Source organism: Bartonella vinsonii subsp. vinsonii, from assembly GCF_902825235.1.
Taxonomy (GTDB): Bacteria; Pseudomonadota; Alphaproteobacteria; order Rhizobiales; family Rhizobiaceae; genus Bartonella; species Bartonella vinsonii.
The window spans coordinates 18679-40645 of record NZ_CADEAJ010000003.1; the positions used below are offsets into that span (position 1 = coordinate 18679).

At 37.3% G+C, this 21967-nt stretch carries 16 protein-coding genes and 1 tRNA gene; 6 read left to right on the forward strand and 11 right to left on the reverse strand.

The window, feature by feature from the left end:
• Positions 1–341: 341 nt before the first annotated feature.
• Positions 342–548: a hypothetical protein gene (locus tag J7R12_RS03520; RefSeq protein ID WP_126602909.1), complete on the reverse strand. Its 207-nt coding sequence runs from the start codon at positions 546–548 to the stop codon at positions 342–344.
• Between J7R12_RS03520 and J7R12_RS03525 the strand changes: the two genes are divergently transcribed.
• Genes J7R12_RS03525 through J7R12_RS03540 form a run of 4 tightly spaced genes read left to right on the forward strand, consistent with a single transcriptional unit; the run spans position 549 to position 3679 of the window.
• On the forward strand, positions 549–986 hold the full coding sequence (locus J7R12_RS03525; RefSeq protein ID WP_208439030.1) for an ABC transporter transmembrane domain-containing protein: 438 nt from the start codon (positions 549–551) through the stop codon (positions 984–986).
• Positions 983–1900 carry an ATP-binding cassette domain-containing protein gene (locus J7R12_RS08935; RefSeq protein WP_234924829.1) on the forward strand — a complete coding sequence of 306 codons (918 nt, stop codon included), beginning with the start codon at positions 983–985 and terminating at the stop codon, positions 1898–1900. Before J7R12_RS03525 ends, J7R12_RS08935 begins: the two co-directional genes overlap by 4 nt.
• Positions 1890–3215, forward strand: a complete 1326-nt coding sequence (locus tag J7R12_RS03535; RefSeq protein ID WP_126602905.1) for an HlyD family type I secretion periplasmic adaptor subunit — start codon at positions 1890–1892, stop codon at positions 3213–3215. Before J7R12_RS08935 ends, J7R12_RS03535 begins: the two co-directional genes overlap by 11 nt.
• Complete coding sequence (locus tag J7R12_RS03540; RefSeq protein WP_126602903.1) at positions 3215–3679, forward strand: toxin-activating lysine-acyltransferase; 465 nt, start codon at positions 3215–3217, stop codon at positions 3677–3679. The genes J7R12_RS03535 and J7R12_RS03540 overlap by 1 nt, the downstream gene beginning before the upstream one ends.
• A gap of 202 nt (positions 3680–3881) precedes the next feature.
• Here the strand turns inward: J7R12_RS03540 and J7R12_RS03545 are convergent, their stop codons facing one another.
• From J7R12_RS03545 to J7R12_RS03555, 3 genes are all read right to left on the reverse strand, one after another.
• Entirely contained in the window at positions 3882–5258 is a 1377-nt protein-coding gene (locus J7R12_RS03545) for an amino acid permease (protein ID WP_126602901.1), read from the reverse strand.
• 1222 nt (positions 5259–6480) lie between these two features.
• On the reverse strand, positions 6481–8019 hold the full coding sequence (gene hutH, locus J7R12_RS03550; protein WP_126602900.1) for a histidine ammonia-lyase: 1539 nt from the start codon (positions 8017–8019) through the stop codon (positions 6481–6483).
• A 940-nt stretch (positions 8020–8959) separates the two neighbouring features.
• Positions 8960–9036: transfer RNA gene (locus J7R12_RS03555), tRNA-Arg, on the reverse strand.
• Positions 9037–9253: 217 nt separating this feature from the next.
• Between J7R12_RS03555 and J7R12_RS03560 the strand changes: the two genes are divergently transcribed.
• Complete coding sequence (locus J7R12_RS03560) at positions 9254–10027, forward strand: NAD kinase (protein ID WP_126602898.1); 774 nt, start codon at positions 9254–9256, stop codon at positions 10025–10027.
• A gap of 147 nt (positions 10028–10174) precedes the next feature.
• On the forward strand, positions 10175–11578 hold the full coding sequence (locus tag J7R12_RS03565) for a DEAD/DEAH box helicase (protein ID WP_126602896.1): 1404 nt from the start codon (positions 10175–10177) through the stop codon (positions 11576–11578).
• 62 nt (positions 11579–11640) lie between these two features.
• Here J7R12_RS03565 and gltX read toward each other — a convergent pair whose 3' ends face one another.
• The 7 genes from gltX to J7R12_RS03600 all read right to left on the reverse strand — a co-directional run bounded on the left by gltX (position 11641) and on the right by J7R12_RS03600 (position 21908).
• On the reverse strand, positions 11641–13020 hold the full coding sequence (gene gltX / locus J7R12_RS03570; RefSeq protein WP_126602894.1) for a glutamate--tRNA ligase: 1380 nt from the start codon (positions 13018–13020) through the stop codon (positions 11641–11643).
• A 10-nt stretch (positions 13021–13030) separates the two neighbouring features.
• Complete coding sequence (locus J7R12_RS03575) at positions 13031–14692, reverse strand: NAD+ synthase (RefSeq protein WP_126602892.1); 1662 nt, start codon at positions 14690–14692, stop codon at positions 13031–13033.
• A gap of 125 nt (positions 14693–14817) precedes the next feature.
• Entirely contained in the window at positions 14818–16197 is a 1380-nt protein-coding gene (locus J7R12_RS03580) for a class II 3-deoxy-7-phosphoheptulonate synthase (protein ID WP_126602890.1), read from the reverse strand.
• Positions 16198–16269: 72 nt separating this feature from the next.
• Positions 16270–17661 (reverse strand): glutathione-disulfide reductase, encoded by a 1392-nt coding sequence (gene gor, locus J7R12_RS03585; protein ID WP_126602889.1) that lies wholly within the window; start codon positions 17659–17661, stop codon positions 16270–16272.
• A gap of 201 nt (positions 17662–17862) precedes the next feature.
• Positions 17863–18432: a DUF2059 domain-containing protein gene (locus J7R12_RS03590; RefSeq protein ID WP_126602887.1), complete on the reverse strand. Its 570-nt coding sequence runs from the start codon at positions 18430–18432 to the stop codon at positions 17863–17865.
• 110 nt (positions 18433–18542) lie between these two features.
• On the reverse strand, positions 18543–19247 hold the full coding sequence (rpiA, locus tag J7R12_RS03595; protein ID WP_126602886.1) for a ribose-5-phosphate isomerase RpiA: 705 nt from the start codon (positions 19245–19247) through the stop codon (positions 18543–18545).
• Between the two features lie 321 nt (positions 19248–19568).
• A complete protein-coding gene (locus J7R12_RS03600) occupies positions 19569–21908 on the reverse strand; it encodes a ComEC/Rec2 family competence protein (protein ID WP_126602884.1) in 2340 nt (779 codons plus the stop codon).
• Positions 21909–21967: the final 59 nt, after the last annotated feature.

The following is a 21967-nucleotide window of genomic DNA, read 5'->3' on the forward strand; positions in this document are numbered from 1 at the left end:
ATCATTTTTCATATAAATAACGTATACAAATAAAAACTGTTATAGAAAGTAATATAACAAATATAATGAAAAAAAATGTTCTTAAAAAAAATTTTTCACAATTTCTTTGTTACTATAACCTTTAGATTTATAATATGAAAACAATGTATAGAAAAATATAAATAAAGCACCTATAGAAAATAATAATTCTACAATAATACGAATAAGCTCATTCATAAAAAAAATCCAAATTAAATATATAATTTTGTAAAATTATGCACCTAAACTTTCCTGTCAAGTTTGTAGACACATAATTATGCCTACAAGCTTGTTCATTTTAGAAATATCTGCTGATTTTTATATTAGCGATAACACCCATAGATTGTATTTCCTATACCTGTGGCAAATCCTACTGTAGAGCCAACTCCTCCTAATGATAGACCTTCCATAGCGCCTATTGGTCCTCCGACTGACCACCCCATAAGTCCACCAACTACCACTCCCATATCATGTCCCGTATGTCCCATTGAAAAATCCTGCAGAGAGATAATCTCCAACAGTACACCCATGTGTTAAGCCTCTCCTTGCCTATTTTACGCCGTTGGCAAGTAGGAGAACTGTTCACACGAATCGGAGAAGTTGATACAATTCGTGGTTTTTTAACAGGAACCATTGCAACAACCGTCCTGAATGTTCTTTTTGCTATCATTTATCTCGCAGCACTCTTTTCCATTAGTCCGAAACTTACCTTTATTGTCCTTATTATTTTACCCTTGCAAATGAGTTCTTTAGCGTTGGTCGGTCCCTTCTTGCGCCGCCAATTACGCCGTACTTTCACTCTGCAAGCTGCTCATAAATCGCGCCTTATTGAAAGTTTTACCAATCTTGAAGCCATTAAAGCACACGTAAAAGAAGCTGCTCATACGATACGCATGCAAGAAACTTTAGCCCGTAGTTTAGATCAAAGCCTTACAACCGTAAATTGCATCTTCTCAATGGAGCCATGAGTCATGTTTTTGGTGATCTTTTCACTATTTTTATTATCTTTTTTGGTGCTCAAGCAGTTCTTCAAAACCAGATTACGCTAGGGCAACTTATTGCCTTTCATCTCCTCGCTGGCAACGTTTCTGGTCCTATCTTAAGCCTTGCATCCCTATGGGAAGAATGGCAACACTTAAAAATCTCTCGTCTTCGTTTGGGCGATATTCTTAACTCCCCTCCAGAATGGGAAGAAGAAAAGCCGCCTCTTCAACTCAGCGCTCCTCCTCATCTTGAAGCTAAGAATATCTGTTTTTCTTATGGAGAGAAGCCCATTATCAAGCATCTTGATGTCTGTTTACAACCTGGGCAACCAATTATGTTACTTGGTCCTTCAGGATGTGGAAAAACAACCTTGGCTAAACTCCTTTGTGGTCTCTATCCTCCTACAAGCGGGCAGATATTGATTAACGCACAACCTTTACAAAATTTTGATGTCCGTAGCGTGCGTAAAACAATCGCGTATTTTTCCCAAAATCCTTGCCTTTTTTCCGGAACCATTCTTGAAAATATGCTTCTTGCTAAACCAGATGCCACTAAAGATGAAATCGATGTTGCACTATATGTTAGTGCCTGCCATGATTTGATTGCTCAGTTGCCTCAAGGACTGGATACCCAAGTGGGTGAGCAAGGAGGATTTTTATCAGGTGGTCAACGCCAACGTTTGGCTTTGGCTTGTTTTTTTCTCATAAACCCAAGCCTTCTTATTTTGGATGAGCCAACCTCCGCATTGGATGACACTGTCAGTGCACAGATTGTTGAGCATTTATATCAGCTTTCGCAAGAGCGCATCGTTCTCGTCATTACCCACAAACGTGACCTCTTTCCTCAGCACGCAACCGTCTTAAACTTCACTGATCTGGAGGTAAAAAATGGCGGATAAAACACCTTGTTTACGCCCTTTGTCACCAACGCTTCATATGGTGGTTGCTGTTTTGATTGCCTTATTTCTCTTTATTGTGATCGGAAGCTTTATCGCAAAAAAAGAGATTGTTGCACGGGGGCAAGGAAGTGTTATTCCCACCGCTTACGTTCAGCTGGTCCAAGCACAAAATACAGGTCGCATTGAGAGAATTCTTGTAAAAGAAGGGCAATTTGTTCATCAAGGTGATCTCCTTATTCAATTAGATCAGCGCGAAGCCATTAATGAACGCGCACGTGTTCAAGCAGATATCGAACAGCAGACTCTTCAAGCACAAATCGCAGCAGCTATTTTAACAGCTTTGAGTGAAAGTGATCCTTTGGATAAAGACTTTGTCAGCAAAGGTCTTGCCTATCTGCCAGTTCCTCCTTCTAGCAATAAGACTGCAAGAATAGAAGGGGAAAAACTCATTAGCGCTACCCTTCAATCTCTCCAAGATAAATTAAGAGCACTAAAAGCACAAGCGGACCGTGTCGAGCGCAGCGGTGCAACACAACATGCGCAATTAGATAGGCTGGAAGATGATCGTCAATTAAGCCAAGGAAAATTAAAAGCTGCAAAAAGCCTGATGGAAACAAAAGTCATCAGCCAAGCTCTTTATTTAGAGCGTTTACATGATCTTAAAAATGTAGAGCATGAGATTTTAACTAATCAAAGGCGCTTGGAAGAAAATGCTGCCGAAATAAACACCCTCCAGCAACAACGACAAAGCCTCATTTCCGATGAAGTCGCCCGATATCGTCAGCTTTCGCGTGAAACAGAACTGAATCTTCAAGGATTAAAAGCAAAGCTTGATAGCACTCAATACCGCCTTGACCATTTATCACTCTATGCCCCTGTTGATGGTCGTATTGATGATTTAAGTATCCACACTTTGGGTGGTTTTGTCGAAGCTGGAAAAACTCTCATGCGTATTGTTCTAGGCGCAGGAGGTCTCATTGTTGAAGCGTTTTTTGATAACCGTGATATTGGCTTTTTAGAAAAGGGCCAACGTGCTTATATAAAGTTTTCCGCCTTTCCGCCTGAACGTTTTGGTGTTATCTATGGTACAGTTGTTAATGTGGGCGCTACAGCACGCTATGATAAAGAAGTTAATGGTGCCTATGCTGTTTTGATCAAAATTGATCAAGATTATATTAGTTTGAATGGTAAACAGCTTAAATTTATCCCAGGCATGACCGTGACAGCCGATGTCATTACAGCAAAACGGCGTCTCATTTCCTATTTCTTTGAACCTATCACTAAAATTTTAGAACAATCCCTACAGGAAAGATAATGTGTGCAAATGAAAACTCTTCACCACCACTCATAGACCCTCTTACAGCCTTAGGAGCTATGATGGTTTTAATGCTTCAATCCCCCTTACACCGCCGCTGGCGGATTTGGGATATTGAATTCAATATAGGATCAGCCTTACGAACTGGGCAGTATAGGCTCTATAAAAATGAGCGTGGAGAATTTTGCGCCTTTGTCACTTGGGCTTTTTTAGATGAAAAAAATCATCAATCTATGCTTGAAAAAGGAGAGCTTTTGTCCAATGCCGATTGGCAAAGTGGAGAATATATGTGGTTCATTGATTATGTAGCACCACACGGTAATACTGCTGTTATCGTACGCGATATGCAATGGCATGTATTCCCTCATCAGCAGTATTTTTATGCTGTCCGACATAATGAGGACGGTGGAATACGGAAAATTACCCGCTGGTGTTGCTATAGAGCGAAAAAACCATCCAAGTAGCTTTCTAGCCCAAGTAACGAGAACATTTATCCCTCCCTTCCAGACGCTCTCATGAATTAAAACCTCCAAGAATCATTTTTAAAAATATTTGTCTAAACTGCACTCAACATTCGCCAAAGCGCTTTGGGAATGGCTTCGTTTGGAGGCCCTCTGCTCTGAAATTATCAGCTCTCTTTCTTAATTTCTCCTTATTATTCGTGTTTTAGTGCACCTTGGTTTTTTTAAAATTATACAATTTAAGTGCATAGAAACAAATAATAAGCCAAATAATCCAACTAAAACCTACAATCAAAACTGGCCGTGTATCATCAAAAAAACATAACAAAATAAAAATAAAAACCATAAACAAAATAGAAAAAATCGATCCTATAGGCCAAAAGGGAATTGGAAATTTTAAACCGCCCTGCTCTTCTTTGGACATTTTAAGCCGCATAAAAACCTGCGAAAGTAAAATCATCATCCAAACGAAAACCGTTGCAAATGTTGCCATTGCTGCAATGAGAAAGAAAAGTCCCTCATGGTAAAAATAATTAAGGACAACACCAAGAAGGAAAATGACAAAGATTAATAAAATCACAAAAATTGGTACACCGTTTTTTGATAAATATTGAAACCTCTTTAAAGCATAACCTTCCTGTGATAGCCCGTGTATCATACGACAAGCACCATACATTCCACTATTCATCGCCGAAATAGCCGCTGTAACAACAACAATGTTTAGAATATTTGCGGCGGATGAAATCCCAAGATTTTCAAAAATTGAAACAAAAGGACTGTCCATAAGGCCTATTTTATTCCAAGGATAAAGTGACATTAAAATAGCTAAAGTCATGATATAAAATAGTAAAATACGAACTGGAGTGGAATTAATTGCCTTTGAGATCGTTTGAGGAGGATTTTGCACTTCCATCACTGCCATCCCTATGATCTCTATACCACCAAACGCAAAGACAACAACGCTAAAACAGGCTAAAAAACCAAACCAGCCATTAGGAAATATACCACCATTTTTCCACAAATTCTGGATACTCACAGTAGAGGAATTTGTACCTGTATCCCAACCCCACAAAATAACTGCTATCCCTAAAACAATCATCGCAATAATCGCAATAATTTTAATGGAAGACAACCAAAACTCTAGTTCACCATATACTTCTACCGCTGCTAAATTAATTCCAGTAATGATCAGTGTAATGCTAAGTGCCCATATCCAAGGTGCAACATCAGGATACCAAAATCCCATATAAGTCGCAAAAGCTGTGATATCAGCCAAACCAACAAGGATCATCTCAAATACATACGTCCACCCCGTTAAAAAACCAGCCAATGGTGATATATAATTTGCAGCATAACGGGCAAAAGAACCTGGCAGTGGATTATGAATAATCATTTCACCCAAAGCCCGCATAACCATAAAAATAGCTAAACCCGCAATACAATAAGCAATCAAAACACTTGGACCGGCAAGCTTAATTGCTTGAGCAGAACCGTAAAAAAGACCTGTTCCAATAGCAGAGCCAAGAGCTAAAAAAATAATTTGGCGCTTGCTCATACCTCGCTTCAGTTCATTTGTTCCCATTTCTTTCTTTCTTCACTGAAATGTTGACCAAAACTCATACCTCAACACCAGCTTTATGATCAATAAAGTTTCATGTTTCTCTCACCAATATATTGTAAAAAAGCACTGAACAATGCCTAGGCAGATACTCTATCTTAAACAATGAAAAAATGCTTTTATTGTGAATAATTTAGATTTTTTTATAGCCTGAAATTTTGTATCATTTTCTTTAGATCAAGTGATAATAAATTTTTCAATAATTGTCATTGAATTCATTTTTACAATCTCTCTTTTTCTACAAAAAACATATCAGCTTTAATGCAGCATCACTCCTCATACTTTCTTTTCAGTTATTGAAATAAAAGCTTAAAACTCGTACTGCTATATCTTAAAAGAAAATACATTCAATTTTTTAGTGATTTGAAAAAAACTCTCTCTTCCTTTTTGAGCTTATAATAATCATAAACTATACATAATGGCGCATGAATAAACTTCTAAAACCAATTAAAAAATTTATTCAATGATAAAGTGAATCGCGCCAATCTTCAAAGGCTTGAGAGAGTGCAGCCCCAGCCCATCTCTTAAGAACTCTAACCGCCTTAAATGCCAGTCTTCCAAGGAAAAAAACTATTGCAGAAAAAACGGCCTTTTCAATCTGTTGTCCAATAATAGATCTACGACTTTCTCCGGTATTTTGATCTGAAATACGCTAACAGCTCTATTTTTTACCTGAAAAAAAATATCTTTCTCTTGTGCTACCATAGCAATAACAGCACCCCTTTAAGTTCTCCCTTTCCAAAGATTTGCATTAACCTCCACAATTTGCGCAAACAAAAAAATAACGGTTATTAAAATACATAGTATGCTATTTTTAAACATTTGTTTTCTCTTCGTTTTGATTTAAAAAATATAAAACTACAAAGTATTTTTAAAAAATAACAAACAATAAATAATTTTATTTTATAAAATTCACATAATAAACTTCGTATAATGATAAAATATAATCTGTATTTGTATCTATAATACACTAAAAAAATACAAAAAATTGCTTTCTACAATATTATCTTTCATAAGCTTTTATTGATAATATCAGACCACTATGAAATACAATATTCAGAAAATAATTGGACACATATCTCTTTAAATATTCAAATACATTCTTGCTTTCTCTCAAATTTCTATGAAAATCTATGAGAATTTAAAAATTAAATGCCTCTTCTTCATTATTGGTCTTAAAACCGTATTATTTTGATTCTAATTGAGGAAAAATTGTTTTCGGTAATATAGATAATAAATACCCTTCACGCACCAGAATGTGCGCCTTATGAAGATCTGGAGCCAGATAGCGATCTTCCTTAAGAGTGTCAATATTTTTACGTAAATATTCCATAACAGACTGCAAGAAAGAGCTTGTTTTTAAAGATGCACGATATTCTATCCCTTGTGCTGCAACAAGCGTTTCAATGCCAATGATAGTAAAAAGATTTTCACTCATTGCTAATAACCGACGAGCACCATGGCAAGCCATTGAAACATGATCTTCCTGATTTGCTGAAGTTGGTGTTGAATCAACCGAAGCAGGATGTGCCATTTGTTTATTTTCAGACATTAAAGCAGCTGAAGTTACTTCAGCAATCATAAAACCTGAATTAAGACCCGCATTTTGTGCCAAAAAAGCTGGAAGTCCATAAGAGACTGCTGGATCAACCATAAGAGCAATACGCCTTTGAGAAATAGAACCTATCTCACATAAAGCAAGAGCAATCTGATCGGCAGCAAATGCTACAGGTTCAGCATGAAAATTTCCACCTGATACAACCTCACCATCACTTAAAATCAACGGATTATCTGTAACCGCATTTGCTTCAATAATGAGTGTTTTTGCTGCTGCAAGAAGAATATCAAAACAAGCACCCATAACCTGTGGTTGGCAACGTATACAGTAAGGATCTTGTACACGATCATCACCACGCAAATGTGCAGCTCGAATTTCTGAATCCTCTAAAAGCTTTTCTAATGTTTGCGATACAGCAATCTGCCCATAATGGCCCCGTAAAGTATGAATATCAGAATGAAACGGTGCCGTTGATCCCATGATAGCATCTGTTGTTAATGCTCCAGCAAGAAGCCCACCACACAATGCACGATGACTATGAAAAAGACCAGCAAGAGCAAGTGCGGTTGATGTTTGAGTACCATTGATAAGCGCTAAACCTTCTTTTGCTTCTAAAATAATGGGAGACAACCCTGCTTTCTTCAGAGCGGACTCCCCACTCATGCGAATATTTTGAAAGAACGCTTCTCCCTCTCCCATCATAACAGCAGCCATATGAGAAAGTGGGGCAAGATCACCTGATGCACCAACAGATCCCTTTTCAGGGATAACAGGAATAACGCCTTTCTCAAGCATATTTTCTAGCAAATGTATCAACTCTAAACGAACACCAGAAGCCCCTCTCCCTAAAGAAAGAAGTTTTAGTGTCATCATTAAACGCACTATATTTTCAGCTAAAGGTTCTCCCACACCACAACAATGTGACAAAATAAGATTTCTTTGTAAAAGAGCTACATCATTTGCATCAATTTTAACCGACGCCAATTTGCCAAAACCAGTGTTGATGCCATAAACTGGCTTACTTCCAGCAGAAATTTCCGCAATGCGTTCTGCTCCCTTCCTGATAGCGGGGTGCGTATCATCGTGGAGTTTACTCACTTCGCCATTGAAATAAATAGTCTCAAGTTCTCTAAGCGTTACCTCACCCGGTTTTAGTATAATAGTCATAATTTTCTTTCTTCTTTATAGATTAAATATAATACTTAGCATTCTTGACCTTTCTATAAAACAAAAAAGATATGGCTTCTCTTTAGAAGAATTAAAATCTTCAAGATAAATAAATTCTGCTTATTTTTTAATTATAACAACAAGATCAACCCTTTACCTTTTTAAGCACCACTTTATCAGAAAAATCCTTTATGCATCCTTTCCCAGCTTGAGATAGGATACGCTTTTTATTGTTTGAGAATTCTGTCGTGTATTTTCTGTGTTCCGAACTTCCCTTCAGGATACTTGAAATCCTGTTGATTAATTTATTACAAATATAAATATTTTATTTATGTATAATAAAAATAATGTTTAAAGTATAAATAATAGTTTATTAAAAATAATATATCATCTAACGAAGCAGTTATGATAATGAAAAACTCATCTATGATATATATTTGAGAATTTATAGATTTTTTCTATATTAATTTTATAGGAATGTAACATAAATAGATAAGCTCAATTATATAATAAATTTATCTAAAATATATAAATGAAAATTATGAATGCCGACAAACTATAACTTTTATAGCTATTACAAACTGTTTAATGATATTACAAAATATACAATACCAATAGTATAAATCGATACCATTTTACGAATATTTTTATAATAATATTCTCTTAAGTAGATAACAAAATACAGTTTTTATATTTCAATCCATTTCTTAAGTAATAAAGTAAAATGGCTTTACGTGATAAATTTTTTTATTGCTCATTTTTATTTAAATGCAAAGAACGCGAAAGAAAAGATTACACAAACAGAAAAAATTTTAATTCGCTAACATCATTTATTTATCTGTACATAACGAATCAATATTCCCTATAACCATTTCACTAAAAATAGTTTTGCTTTTCTTAGATAATATTATTACATGATACAAAATGGAATTGAAAAGTTTGGTGCACCCGACAGAATTCGAATCTGTGACCTCTGCCTTCGGAGGGCAGCGCTCTATCCAGCTGAGCTACGGGTGCGTATAACTGAACAGTGACCTTTTAACTGATCATACTCTCAGCTTCAATGAAGAATTATCATTCTTTTAAAAATACTTGTTTATGGTTTATATCCCCACACAATCTTTTCGCGCTATTCTGCTATGATAAATGAGCTTAAACAGATTGCTTTTTATACAGCTTCAAAATTCCCCCAAAATGCGCTAAAAATAAATTGTGAATATCAGGATAATTCTTAATGATGACATTACCAAACCGCTTTCATTTTATTTCCTCTGAAACTGAGGAGGCTATCAAAGCTACTCATAAATTAATTTCTGTTTACGGTCATTCTTCGCTGAAAGAAGCTGATGTTGTTGTTGCAATCGGTGGCGATGGAACAATGTTACAAACAGTGCGGGACGTTATGAATACTGGAAAACCTATTTACGGTATGAATCAAGGCTCTGTAGGATTTCTTATGAATGAATTTCATGAAAAAGAATTGCCAACCCGTATTGCGACCGCACATAAAAAAGAAATCCATCCTCTGCGTATGATTGCAGAAGCTGAATGTCAAGGAACTATTGAAGCTCTAGCAATTAATGAAGTCTCTCTGTTTCGTCAATCTTATCAAGCAGCTAAAATTCGTATTAGTATTGATAATAAGGTACGCATGGAACAGTTAAGTTGCGATGGTATCCTTGTTGCTACACCAGCAGGTTCTACTGCATATAATTTATCAGCACAAGGACCTATTTTGCCCCTTATGGCCCCACTTATGGCACTCACTCCCGTTAGTCCTTTTCGCCCACGTCGCTGGCATGGAGCATTGCTTCCCAATACGGCAACCGTACGCTTTGATATGCTCGAACCGGACAAACGCCCCGTAAATGCCGCAGCCGATAATGTTGAAGTAAAATCTGTCCATTCAGTTACTATTTCAACAGCACAAGAAGTAACAGCCTCAATCCTTTTTGACTCTAACCATTCATGGGATGAACGGATTTTATCTGAACAATTTCGCTATTAATTATTGTATTATACCTTCTATACGTATATGGCTGTTATAGTTGACTTTTTTGTGAAAGCACCTTAACCCTCTAAACGAGAGTAAACTCCTTAATCTTACGGATAGTTTGGATAACGAAATTAAAATCACAGAGCAATTGATAGAAAAATGACACCATCTTTAAAGAGTTTTGATGATTTAGGTCTTTCGACAAAGGTTATCAAAGCAGTAAAATCAGCAGGGTATACAGTTCCAACGCCTATTCAGAGTGGAACAATTCCCCACGTCCTTCAAAGAAAAGATGTTCTAGGAATCGCTCAAACAGGAACGGGAAAAACAGCCTCTTTCGTTTTGCCTATGCTCACACTCCTTGAAAAAGGCCGTGCAAGAGCCCGAATGCCTCGGACTCTCATCTTAGAGCCAACACGGGAGCTTGCAGCCCAAGTTGAAGAAAATTTCGATAAATACGGCATAAATCATCGTTTGAATGTTGCACTTCTGATTGGTGGCGTTTCTTTTGAACAGCAAGATCGTAAACTTGAACGGGGAGCCGATGTCCTTATAGCAACACCAGGACGCCTTCTTGATCATTTCGAACGCGGTAAATTGCTCATGATGGGTGTTGAAATTCTTGTTATTGATGAAGCTGATCGCATGTTGGATATGGGGTTTATTCCTGATATTGAACGTATCTGTAAACTAACCCCTTTTACGCGTCAGACTTTATTCTTTTCTGCAACAATGGCGCCAGAAATCAGCAAATTAACACAGCAATTTTTACATTCTCCTGTCTCTGTTGAAGTTACAAAAGCATCTTCAACTGCGACCACAATTACACAGCGCCTTGTGAAATCCGGAAATAATTCATGGGATAAAAGAGCTGTTTTGCGAGAACTTATCCAGAATGAAGGCGATGAACTAAAAAATGCTATTATTTTTTGTAATCGAAAGAAAGATATCTCTGAACTTTTTAGATCGCTCGTCAGACATAATTTTAGTGTAGGCGCACTTCACGGAGATATGGACCAACACGCGCGTATGAACACACTCGCCGATTTTAAAAATAATAAACTCAAACTTCTTGTTGCTTCTGATGTAGCTGCCCGTGGACTTGATATCCCAGCTGTAAGTCATGTGTTCAACTATGACGTTCCTACACATGCTGAAGACTATATTCATCGAATTGGTCGTACAGGACGTGCAAATCGTAGTGGCAAAGCTTTTACGATCGTTACAAAAGCTGACCAAAAATATATCAGTGCCATTGAAGAAATGAGCAGCGAAAAAATTGAATGGTTCAACGGAGATCTCTCTACTTTAACGACCGGTGATCAAGAAGATGATATTATTTTTAAAAAAAAATCTCCAACATCGTTAAAGAAAACTTCTCAAAAAGAGCGTGTTGTTCAAACTAAAAAGTTCTTAAAAGATGATAAAGTAGATTACCTTCAAACCGCAAATCATAAAGCAAAACCATCTGAACAACACCACCCTCGAAAAAATAAAGATTCCTCTCCTCTTGGGTTTGGCGATGATATCCCAGCATTTATGCTCATAAAAACCCGCCATTAAACGAGAAATTTATCATTTTTGATCATACGAAAGACGAACAAAATTCTCTGAAAGAGCTGCTCTTATGCCCCTTGGGCAACCAATCTTTCTACTATTTTTTCGCGTCCCAAAAGTTGCAAAATTTTTCCCATTTCAGGTCCATGATCCATTCCAGTAAGGGCCTGACGTAACGGCATGAACAACGCTTTCCCACTACGACCGGTTTTTTCTTTTAATGTGGTCGTCCAAACTTTCCAACTCTCATCATTCAATGCACCTTCAGGCAAAAAATTGAGTGATTGGCGCACAAAGGCACGATCTTCAAGCGCCACTGTATCAAAGCTCTGTTCATCATGAAGCATTTTCCACCATAAAACAGCATCATTCACTTTATCGATATTGCCCCTTATCGCATTCCAAAAAAGCTCCGCTTTTTCTCCATCAATAGAAAGTTTTTTAAGGCGCATTTTTACTTCCTGATAGGTTAACTCATGGACAAGATGACTATTCAAAGCAAGAAGATCAGCAATATCAAATTTTGCAACGGATCTTGACGTATCTTGGAGATTAAAATGCTCTAAAAGCGCTGCTTGATTGGGATAGGGATGCACATTTTGCGATGTCCCAATCAAAACGGCAAGGCATTGAACAGCCATAGATTCAAATCCTTCTTCCCTTAGAGAACGAATAGAAAGATCATTGTTACGTTTTGAAAATCCTTTTCCTAAAACTGTCGCCAATAAATTTGTATGACCAAAAACCGGTAATTCTGCATTAAGAGCTTTAAAAAGAGCAATTTGAGCGCCTGTATTTGTAATATGATCATCCCCACGAATAATATGCGTAATAGCCATATCTACATCATCAACAACAGACGGCAATGTATAAAGATAGCTTCCATCTTCACGAATAAGAACAGGATCTGAAAGAGAAGCCAAATCAATCGTTTGCTTTCCCTTTATTGCATCATTCCAGCAAACTTCTGTTCGCTTTGTTTGCAAAGGATCACTTTCAAAATTAGGAAGAAGAAAACGCCAATGGGGTTTACGACCTTGAGATTCAAAGTTTTTTTTCTCTTCTGCTGTCAATTTTAATGCTGCACGGTTATAAATAGGCGGTAATTTGCGTGAAAGCTGGATTTTACGACGCCGCTCTAATTCTTCTGCAGTCTCATAACAGGGATAAAGAAGCCCACGTTGTTTGAGAATTTCCGCAACTTCATCATATCGATTAAATCGCTTAGATTGGTAATAAATTTCATCTGGTTGAATACCAAGCCATTCAAGGTCAACAGCAATAGCATCGATATATTCTTGTTTAGAACGTTCAACATCTGTATCATCATAGCGCAAAATAAATTCTCCCTGATACGTTTGCGCATAAAGCCAATTGAAAAGCGCACTACGGATATTGCCAATATGAATATAACCTGTTGGAGAGGGAGCAAAACGAACTTTAACCATAAAATAATACTCAATTTTTATCGCGAAAATGATTGACTATTGGATAGCGACGATCGCGTCCGAAACTCTTGTAACTGATTTTTACACCGGGTGCAGATTGTCGTCTTTTATATTCAGCACCATAAAGAAGCTGTTCAACTTTCTCAACAGTTTCTCGTGAATACCCACGTTTAATAATATCACAAATACTCATGTCATTTTCTACAAGAGATTGCAAGATATCATCTAGAATAGGATAAGGCGGAAGAGAATCTTCATCTTTTTGATTTTCTCGTAGCTCTGCGGAAGGTGCTTTTTCTATAATATTTTGTGGAATCACAATTCCTTCTGGGCCCCTCAAATTTTGCAAGTGGTTTTTATTGCGCCACTCTGCTAATGCATAAACCTGCATTTTATAAATATCTTTCAGAGGATTAAACCCTCCATTCATATCACCATAAAGTGTCGCATATCCCACAGCCATTTCTGACTTATTGCCTGTTGTTATCACCATTGAGCCAAATTTATTCGAGAGAGCCATTAAGATAGTGCCGCGTATACGACTTTGAAGATTTTCTTCTGTCACATCAGATGGCAATCCTAAAAAAAGAGGCGCCATTGTATTTAAAAAAATCTCAACAGGCTGCACAATTGGTATTATTTGATAATCACATCCTAAAAGATGTGCACACTCTTTGGCATCTTTCAATGATGCCTGCGAAGTATAATGATAGGGCATCATCACGGTGCGAACTCTCTCAGCGCCTAGAGCATCTACCGCCATTGCCGTACAAAGAGCTGAATCAATTCCTCCTGAAAGTCCAAGAATAACATCCTTAAAGCGGTTTTTATTAACGTAATCTTTTAAACCCAAAACACACGCTTTATAATCAGCAGCTAACCCATTGAGAAGATTTTCATTTGGACCAGAAACACATTGCCATCCTGTTGTTATCCGTTGCCAATGACTTACAGCAATATGGCTTTCAAAATGTTTCATTTGAAAGACCATTTTGCCTTGTCCATTTAACGCAAAAGACCCTCCATCAAAAACGAGCTCATCTTGCCCCCCCACCTGATTCGCATAAATAATAGGCATGCCGGATTGGAGAGCTTGCGCACGAACAACTTCTATACGTTTTAGCGTTTTGTTGCGAGAATAGGGAGAGCCATTAAGGACAAGAATGATCTCAGCTCCTTTATTACCAAGCTCTGCACACAGAGAAGGATCATTCCAAATATCCTCACAAATTACTATTCCGAGCCTTATTCCATGATAAACAATCGGCTCGGGGCGTGGACCAGGAGAAAATAATCGCTTTTCATCAAATTCAGCATAATTAGGTAAATCAAACTTCAAGCTTTCAGCAATTATCCGTCCTTCATCAAGAAGGACAACACCATTGTAAATATTACCATCATGCCTTAGTGGAAGACCAATAACGATCCCCGGTCCCCCTACCGTTATCTTTGCTAATTCTTTAATAGCATCTTCACATGTTTTTATAAAAGCAGCTTTGAGAACAAGATCTTCTGGCGGATAAGCACTGATAAAAAGTTCCGTGAATAAAACAAGATCAGCCCCCTCTTCTTTAGCCTTTTGATGTGCCATGACAGCAAGAGAAAAATTTCCTTGAATATCACCAACAACAGGATTTAATTGGGCAACTGCTACCCGAAAATCATTTTTCATACCTTTATATCATTTCATCAATTTTGTGACTTAAAAATCTGTTTTAATCATCGGAAATATTCTTTTTTAAAAAACGCTTCTTTTATAAAAAGCTTAAGATAAAAAAATGTTATGCAACTTTTTATCTACCCATTTGCGACAAGAGCAAATGAATCAGAATTGCGATTTTTTTTAAGGAGTTCAGCAACAAGAAAAGCCAATTCTAACGCTTGATCTGCATTTAACCGTGGATCACATTGCGTATGATAGCGATTAGACAAATCTTCAACAGAGATAGCATGTGCCCCACCTGTACATTCTGTTACATCACGACCAGTCATTTCAATATGAATCCCCCCTGGATATGTTCCCTCCTCACAGTGCACTGAAAAAAACTTCTCTACTTCCTTTAAAACATAATCAAAAGGGCGTGTTTTATAGCCATTCACAGTAACCGTATTGCCATGCATTGGATCACATGACCATATAACTTTACGTTTTTCCCGCTTAACTGCATGGATCAATTTAGGAAGATATTGTTCAACATTATCATAACCAAAACGCGTAATGAGCGTCAATCGACCCAGTTCGTTTTCAGGATTTAGAATGTCAATCAACCTCAAAAGCGCATCAGGTTCAAGAGAAGGGCCACACTTCAAGCCTATAGGATTTTTAATGCCGCGGCAATATTCAACGTGTGCATGATCAATTTGACGCGTGCGATCACCAATCCATAACATATGGCCAGATGTTGCATACCAATCTCCTGAAGTTGAATCAATCCGCGTCAAAGCCTCCTCATAGCCAAGCAAAAGTGCCTCATGGCTGGTATAAAAAGATGTTTCACGTAATGAAGAATTGGTTTTAGATGTAATTCCTATGGAACGCATAAAATCAATCGCTTCAGAAATACGTTCTGCCAATATCTTATAACGTTCGCCCTGTGGGCTATTAGAAACGAAACTCAACATCCATGCATGAACATTTTCTAAATTGGCATATCCTCCTTGTGAAAAAGCACGCAACAAATTAAGCGTTGCTGCAGATTGGCGATAAGCCATAGACATCCTGTGTGGGTCAGGAATACGAGAATCCGTTCCAAACTCAATGCCATTAATAATATCTCCCCGATAAGAAGGAAGTTCAATACCTTCTCTGCTTTCCATATCAGAAGAGCGTGGCTTTGCAAACTGACCAGCAATACGACCGATTTTAACAACTGGTTTAAAACTACCAAAAGTTAAAACGATCGCCATTTGTAAAAATACACGAAAAAAATCACGAATGTTATCAGCTTCATGTTCTGCAAAGCTTTCTGCACAATCCCCACCTTGTAATAAAAAAGCCTGACCTTGTGCAACCGCTGCTAATTCATTTTTTAAATCACGTGCTTCACCGGCAAAAACTAAAGGAGGATAGCTCCGTAACTTTTGTTCAACATCTGCTAACATAGACTGATCCGGATAAGTCGGAACTTGTTTAATTGGCCTTGTTCTCCAAGAGTTAGGCGTCCACTCTTTTATCATTACACTCTCTCCGAGCCACAATTTACAGCTTGTCGTACCAAAAGCTTCGTTGCCTACTATAACCTGCGCTCTTTAATTTTCTATTTTTTTCCCGTTTTCATATATATAATTTGGTTTATACATCGTTACTATTTCTTCTGCTATCGTTGGATGCACCGCCATAGTCTCATCAAAGATATCCTTTGTCAGCTTCCCCTTGAGAGATATGCCAAGGAGCTGCGCTATCTCACCAGCGTTTTCCCCTAAAATATGAGCCCCCACAACAATCCGGCTTTCACCATCAACAATCAGTTTCATAAACATTTTTTCTGTACTTCCAGAAAGAACATTGCGCATAGGACGAAAAACTGTACGATAAATCTCAAGACGCTTATAACGATGTAATGCATCTTCTTCTGAAAGACCGACTGTTCCAATCTCAGGTTGTGAAAAAACCGCTGTGGTGATTAAATCATAATCAGGTGTCGTGGGTGTATTCTCAAATGCAGTCTTAACAAAACACATTGCATCATGAATCGCAACAGGTGTTAATTGAATATGACCCGTTACATCACCAACAGCCCAAATGTGGGGAACATTTGTTGTCATTCTTTCATCAACAATAACTGCACCAAATTCATTCACTTTAACACCTGCCCGCTCAAGTCTTAAACCTGTTGTATTTGGCACACGCCCCGTTGCCAACATAACCTGATCGGTCGTAATCGTTTGTCCACTTGATAAAACAACATCATAACAATCTCCACTCGCTTGTACTTTGGAAACTGCCGCCTCATAAATAATAGAAATCCCTTTTTCAACCATTGTATCATGAAGCAACTGTCGTAAATCATGGTCAAAGTTACGAAGAATTAAATCACCACGATGGAGTAATGTTGTTTTCACACCTAATTCATGAAAAATATTAGCAAATTCAACACCAATATACCCCCCACCAACAATGACTATTGATTTTGGAAGTTTTTCAAGATCAAAAATTTCATTAGAAGTAAGGCATAAATCACTGCCTTTTATCGCAGTATTTGGTGCAATTCTCGCCCCCGTCGCAATTAAAATCTTTTCCGCGCTGACCCGTTCACCCGTGGCAGAAAGCTCTAATGTATGATCATCCACAAATGCCGCACGACTTTCATAAATATGAACATTATTATCCTGCAATCCCTTGCGATAAAGCCCTTCTAATCTTGATATTTCTGTATTTTTTGCTGCAACGAGTTTTTCCCAACTAAAAACGGGATCAGCATATTTCCATCCAAAACCAACGCTCTTCCTAAACTCTTTTGCATATTGTGAGGCATAAACATACAATTTCTTAGGAACACAACCACGAATAACACAAGTTCCCCCTATTCGATATTCTTCTGCTATAGCAACACGCTTCCCAAGACCTCCAGCAAGGCGTGCAGCACGCACGCCACCAGAACCGCTTCCAATAACGAACAAATCAAAGTCAAAAGATCTCACGAACTATTCCTTCTCACATGTCTGCAGCAATAGGCTATGGTCATTTATAATAAAATGAAAGTCTTTTTGTTTCCAAGTGCTCTTTTTTCTACAAAGCGCTCCCCTTTAAAAGACCTCTCTTTATCAAAAACGGCGGGAAAACCGCCGTTTTTTTTCTAAATAAACTAAAAATTGCACATGATTTTTACGATACCAATCAAACTATCTCTTCTTTTCTGAAGATTCTGATTTTATAGGCATATTTGTAGGCATAGTAGAATTATTCAAATTAAGTGTTTCAGACATCTCTTTTTTCACATTTTCTATAAAATCCCGCATAAACGCAGAACGCCATACATCAAATGCTGAATAAGAATCACGTGTGATATTGGGGACTTCTGTCATAAACTTTTTACCGGTATCAGAATTGTAGAATGCTGTTATTGCATCAAGCTCTTTTTGCGTAAAATATTTTGCATATACATGAGCAATCTCTTTTTCTAGATCAGAGCGCCGTTTAGCTAAAGCAAGCGCCTGCTTATCAACAATATCAGAAATAGCCCCTGCCAAATTTGGGTCATCCCTCATCAGTGCAGTTTTAAGCTCATCTACCGCATTTGGTAAAAAACTATCAAACTGATCCGTTGCGTGAATGGCACTTATAGCCTTTCTAGCTGAAGCTAAATGTTGATCGCTCACACCTTGTGCATAAGCCATTCCAATATTCACAACAAAAACTGCAACTACACCTAAATATACAACAAAACGCTGAAAAGAAAATATTTTTTTCATTTAATGATTACCCCGATAATTAATTATAATTCAAATGCATTATTTGTTCAAAATTTCAATACTTTTTATTTATCGTATTGTGCTAACATATCATTATGTAACTGTCTTCTCTAAAAATCAAAAGATTCTAAAACTTTTGTTTGACCATCTGCCATAGCTACAATTGCACGTGAAGCCAATCCCAAAAAAAGACCATGCTCTACAACACCAGGAATTGTAAGAAGTGCTTCTGATAAGAGTTTTGGTTGCAAAATACATCCCCAAAACGCATCAAGAATAAAATGACCACCATCTGTTTCAAAAGGATTTTCTCCGTTCATCCGTAATACAATTTCTCCAGAAAGCCCTAAATCATCAGCTACTTTTTCGATGGCTCTGCGCGTCGCATTCATACCAAATGGATTGACTTCTATTGGCAGTGCAAAAGCACCAAGTCTTTTTACTACCTTTGTTTCATCAGCGATAATAAGCATTGTATGAGATGCTGCTGCCACAATTTTTTCATGCAACAATGCCCCACCTCCCCCTTTAATGAGAGACATCTCTGGACCAATTTCATCTGCCCCATCAATATCAAGATCTAGTTCAGGCATTTGTTCTAAAGTGCTGAGAGGCACTCCAAATTTACGACAGAGTTGTTCAGAATTCCGTGAGGTAGCAACACCTGTTACGCGCAGACCATCAGCAACACGCTCACCAAGAAGGTGAATAAATTCATTGACTGTCGAACCAGATCCGATACCAAGCCGCATATCATCTTCAACAAATTCAAGCGCTTTAAGAGCCGCTATTTTTTTTAACTGCTGAACATTCATGAAATTATTTTACCTTTGTACCAACCCGTGACATTTGCTCAAGACTTTTAATAAAGAGTAGTCTATTGTATCAATCTACCATCAATTTATTCATCACTTTTTGATTGAAAAAGTGTCCATTATTATAAAACATAGAACAATAATAAAATGGAATGATTAACAATTTTATCTCTTTATAAAATTTATTGACATTTTTCATATCCAATAAGCCTTTTCAGCTTAGCTTTCACTATCAAAAAATTGTTCGTTTTTTGAAAACTCATGAATCATCGGTTATTGTGAATATTGATAATCCAAAATTAGAAAAATAACAAAGCATAGTCACAAAATGCGCCGATCATTTTCTATGCTATAGTTCTTTAGAAAAGATGGAGAATGCGATAAATTGTACGATTTTTGTGAATGCTGTCTGTGTATATTCCATGGTCTATGAAACCCCATTGACGACCAAATGATATCTCCGCTTTTGGTCATCATCATGCTCCCTCGTGATAAAAATTGTTGGCGCGTAAATATTATTTTTGCCTTTTTGTTACATGTTCGATCACTCATTGCAAATGTCTTAATCAGAATATCTGCCTCTACACATTGATCTGTTTCTCCACGCAACACAACCACTCTCGATCCATTTTCTAATAAGGATACACATACATGATTATCACAAATAAACTGTCCCTTAAATGAAGGACCATACCTTGTTGGTTTAATTCTCTCATTCACACGAAATGATTTTTCCCATATGGATGTCGTGAATTGAGAAAAGTGGTAACGATCAATATATAATTCCTTTTTATCAACAATACCCACGAGTCTCATATTGTCTGCTATAATCAGTTGTACAGGTGAATGCATCCAGCAAATACAAAGACCTGCCAAAATAAAAAAACTAAACAAGAGCCTGATAAATGTTTTGCAAAAAATCAGTCCAACTAAACCTGTACTCAATAAAACCAATGCAGATAACGGCATAAATCCAGGATTTAAATCAGGGGAAATGTCCTTTATAGCGTAAGCAATTTTTATCACAAGACCAACACCAAAACCCATAATTTGAAGTGGAAACCATTCAAGCCCCCAAAACATTGTAAGGACTGCAATTAATCCAAAAGGTATGATGAGGATTGACACTATAGGCAAAGCTAAAGCGTTACTGATAACACTAAAAAATGCAATATTGGAGAAATGATAAGCGGCATAAATTCCGCTGGCAGTTCCTGCTACAAACGAAGATGAACATATTGAAAGTATCGATAAGAACACAAAACGAATCATACCACCTCCAACATAAAAGGGTGTTGTTTTTCTTTTACGAAAAAATGACCGACTGCTCCACCAGTCAAAAAAAGCAATTAAAGCTGCGGTCGCAGAAAAAGACATTTGAAAACTGGGTCCTAATATTTCATGTGGTCTAACAGCCAGAGTTATCAAACCCGCAATAGCAAAATTACGCATTGTGACAGCAGAACGATTACACAATACAGCAACCAACATAACGGCAATCATTACAAAACTTCTCTGTGCTGATACAGCCATACCAGACAGTAGCAAATAAAAAGCTGTCATCATTAATGCAGCAATAGCAGCCAATTTTTTAGCGGAATAATAAGATGAGAAAACTGGAAAAAGTGCTAAAAAACTACGGATACTGACAAGAACTATGCCACTCAATAAAGCCATATGCAAACCTGATATTGATAAAATGTGCGCTAATCCAGCTGTACGCAATGCTTCGTTTGTATCCTTTGAAATACCTCCCCGCTGTCCCGTTATAAGAGCAGCCGCAACGCTACCCGTTTCTTGATCAATTGCCATACGGATTCTTTGCGTCATGTTCGTCCGTAAATTTTCAATTTTTTGTAGGACTATCCCTAATATTCCATCGGGCTGTGAAACTGATATTTTGACTGGATTTCCCAAAAAAATTCCCTGCGCACCAATTCTTTTAAAATAATTATGGAAACTAAAATCATAGCCTCCTGGACGCACCGGTCCAGATAATGCACGCATTTTGACTTTTCCATAGAGTCCATCACCAATTGCCAATTCATAGGGTAAATGTCTTCCCGACAAATGAACACGATGAGGAGCATGACGTAATACTGGCTTTTCTGTACTCAAAACATCTAGAACTAAATGAAACTCCCCTTTTTGCCTTGACTCAAGAGACAAAATTCTTCCTGTTAACGTAGTGATGATATCGCTGCTCAGCATTGGTGTAGAGATACGCCATGTTTCTATTTTTGCAGCCAAAGCACCCAATACAATACAAAACAGAAATCCCGCAATAATCCATATTCTCCGGTAAACACGCAAAATAAAAAGTGTGCCCAAAAAGAAACTCACCAATATCCCCAATTGCCCCCAACTTGGCTCTTGCTCTAAACTGAAATATAAAATAATCCCTATGGAAAAGAAGACTAAAACCAATGAAAAAAGAATTCCAAAAGAGATTTCTTTGTTTATGCAATCTATCAACCACTCCCAAAAAAGAGTTGTTGCCTCTTTTAAAGGTATAAAAAAAAGAATTTCTTGTTTGTTACAGCTTTCGTTATTTTTTTTATAAAGGATAGAAAATGTATCTTGCCGTAGAAAATTCGTTTTTTTTCTTTCTGTTATACTGCTTTCGGATAAACCATCCTTAACTTTATTGTGTTTAAACATCTGCAAATCCCCCACTTTACTTGCAACGCAGCTATTGCACACCCTATCACCTATGTTAA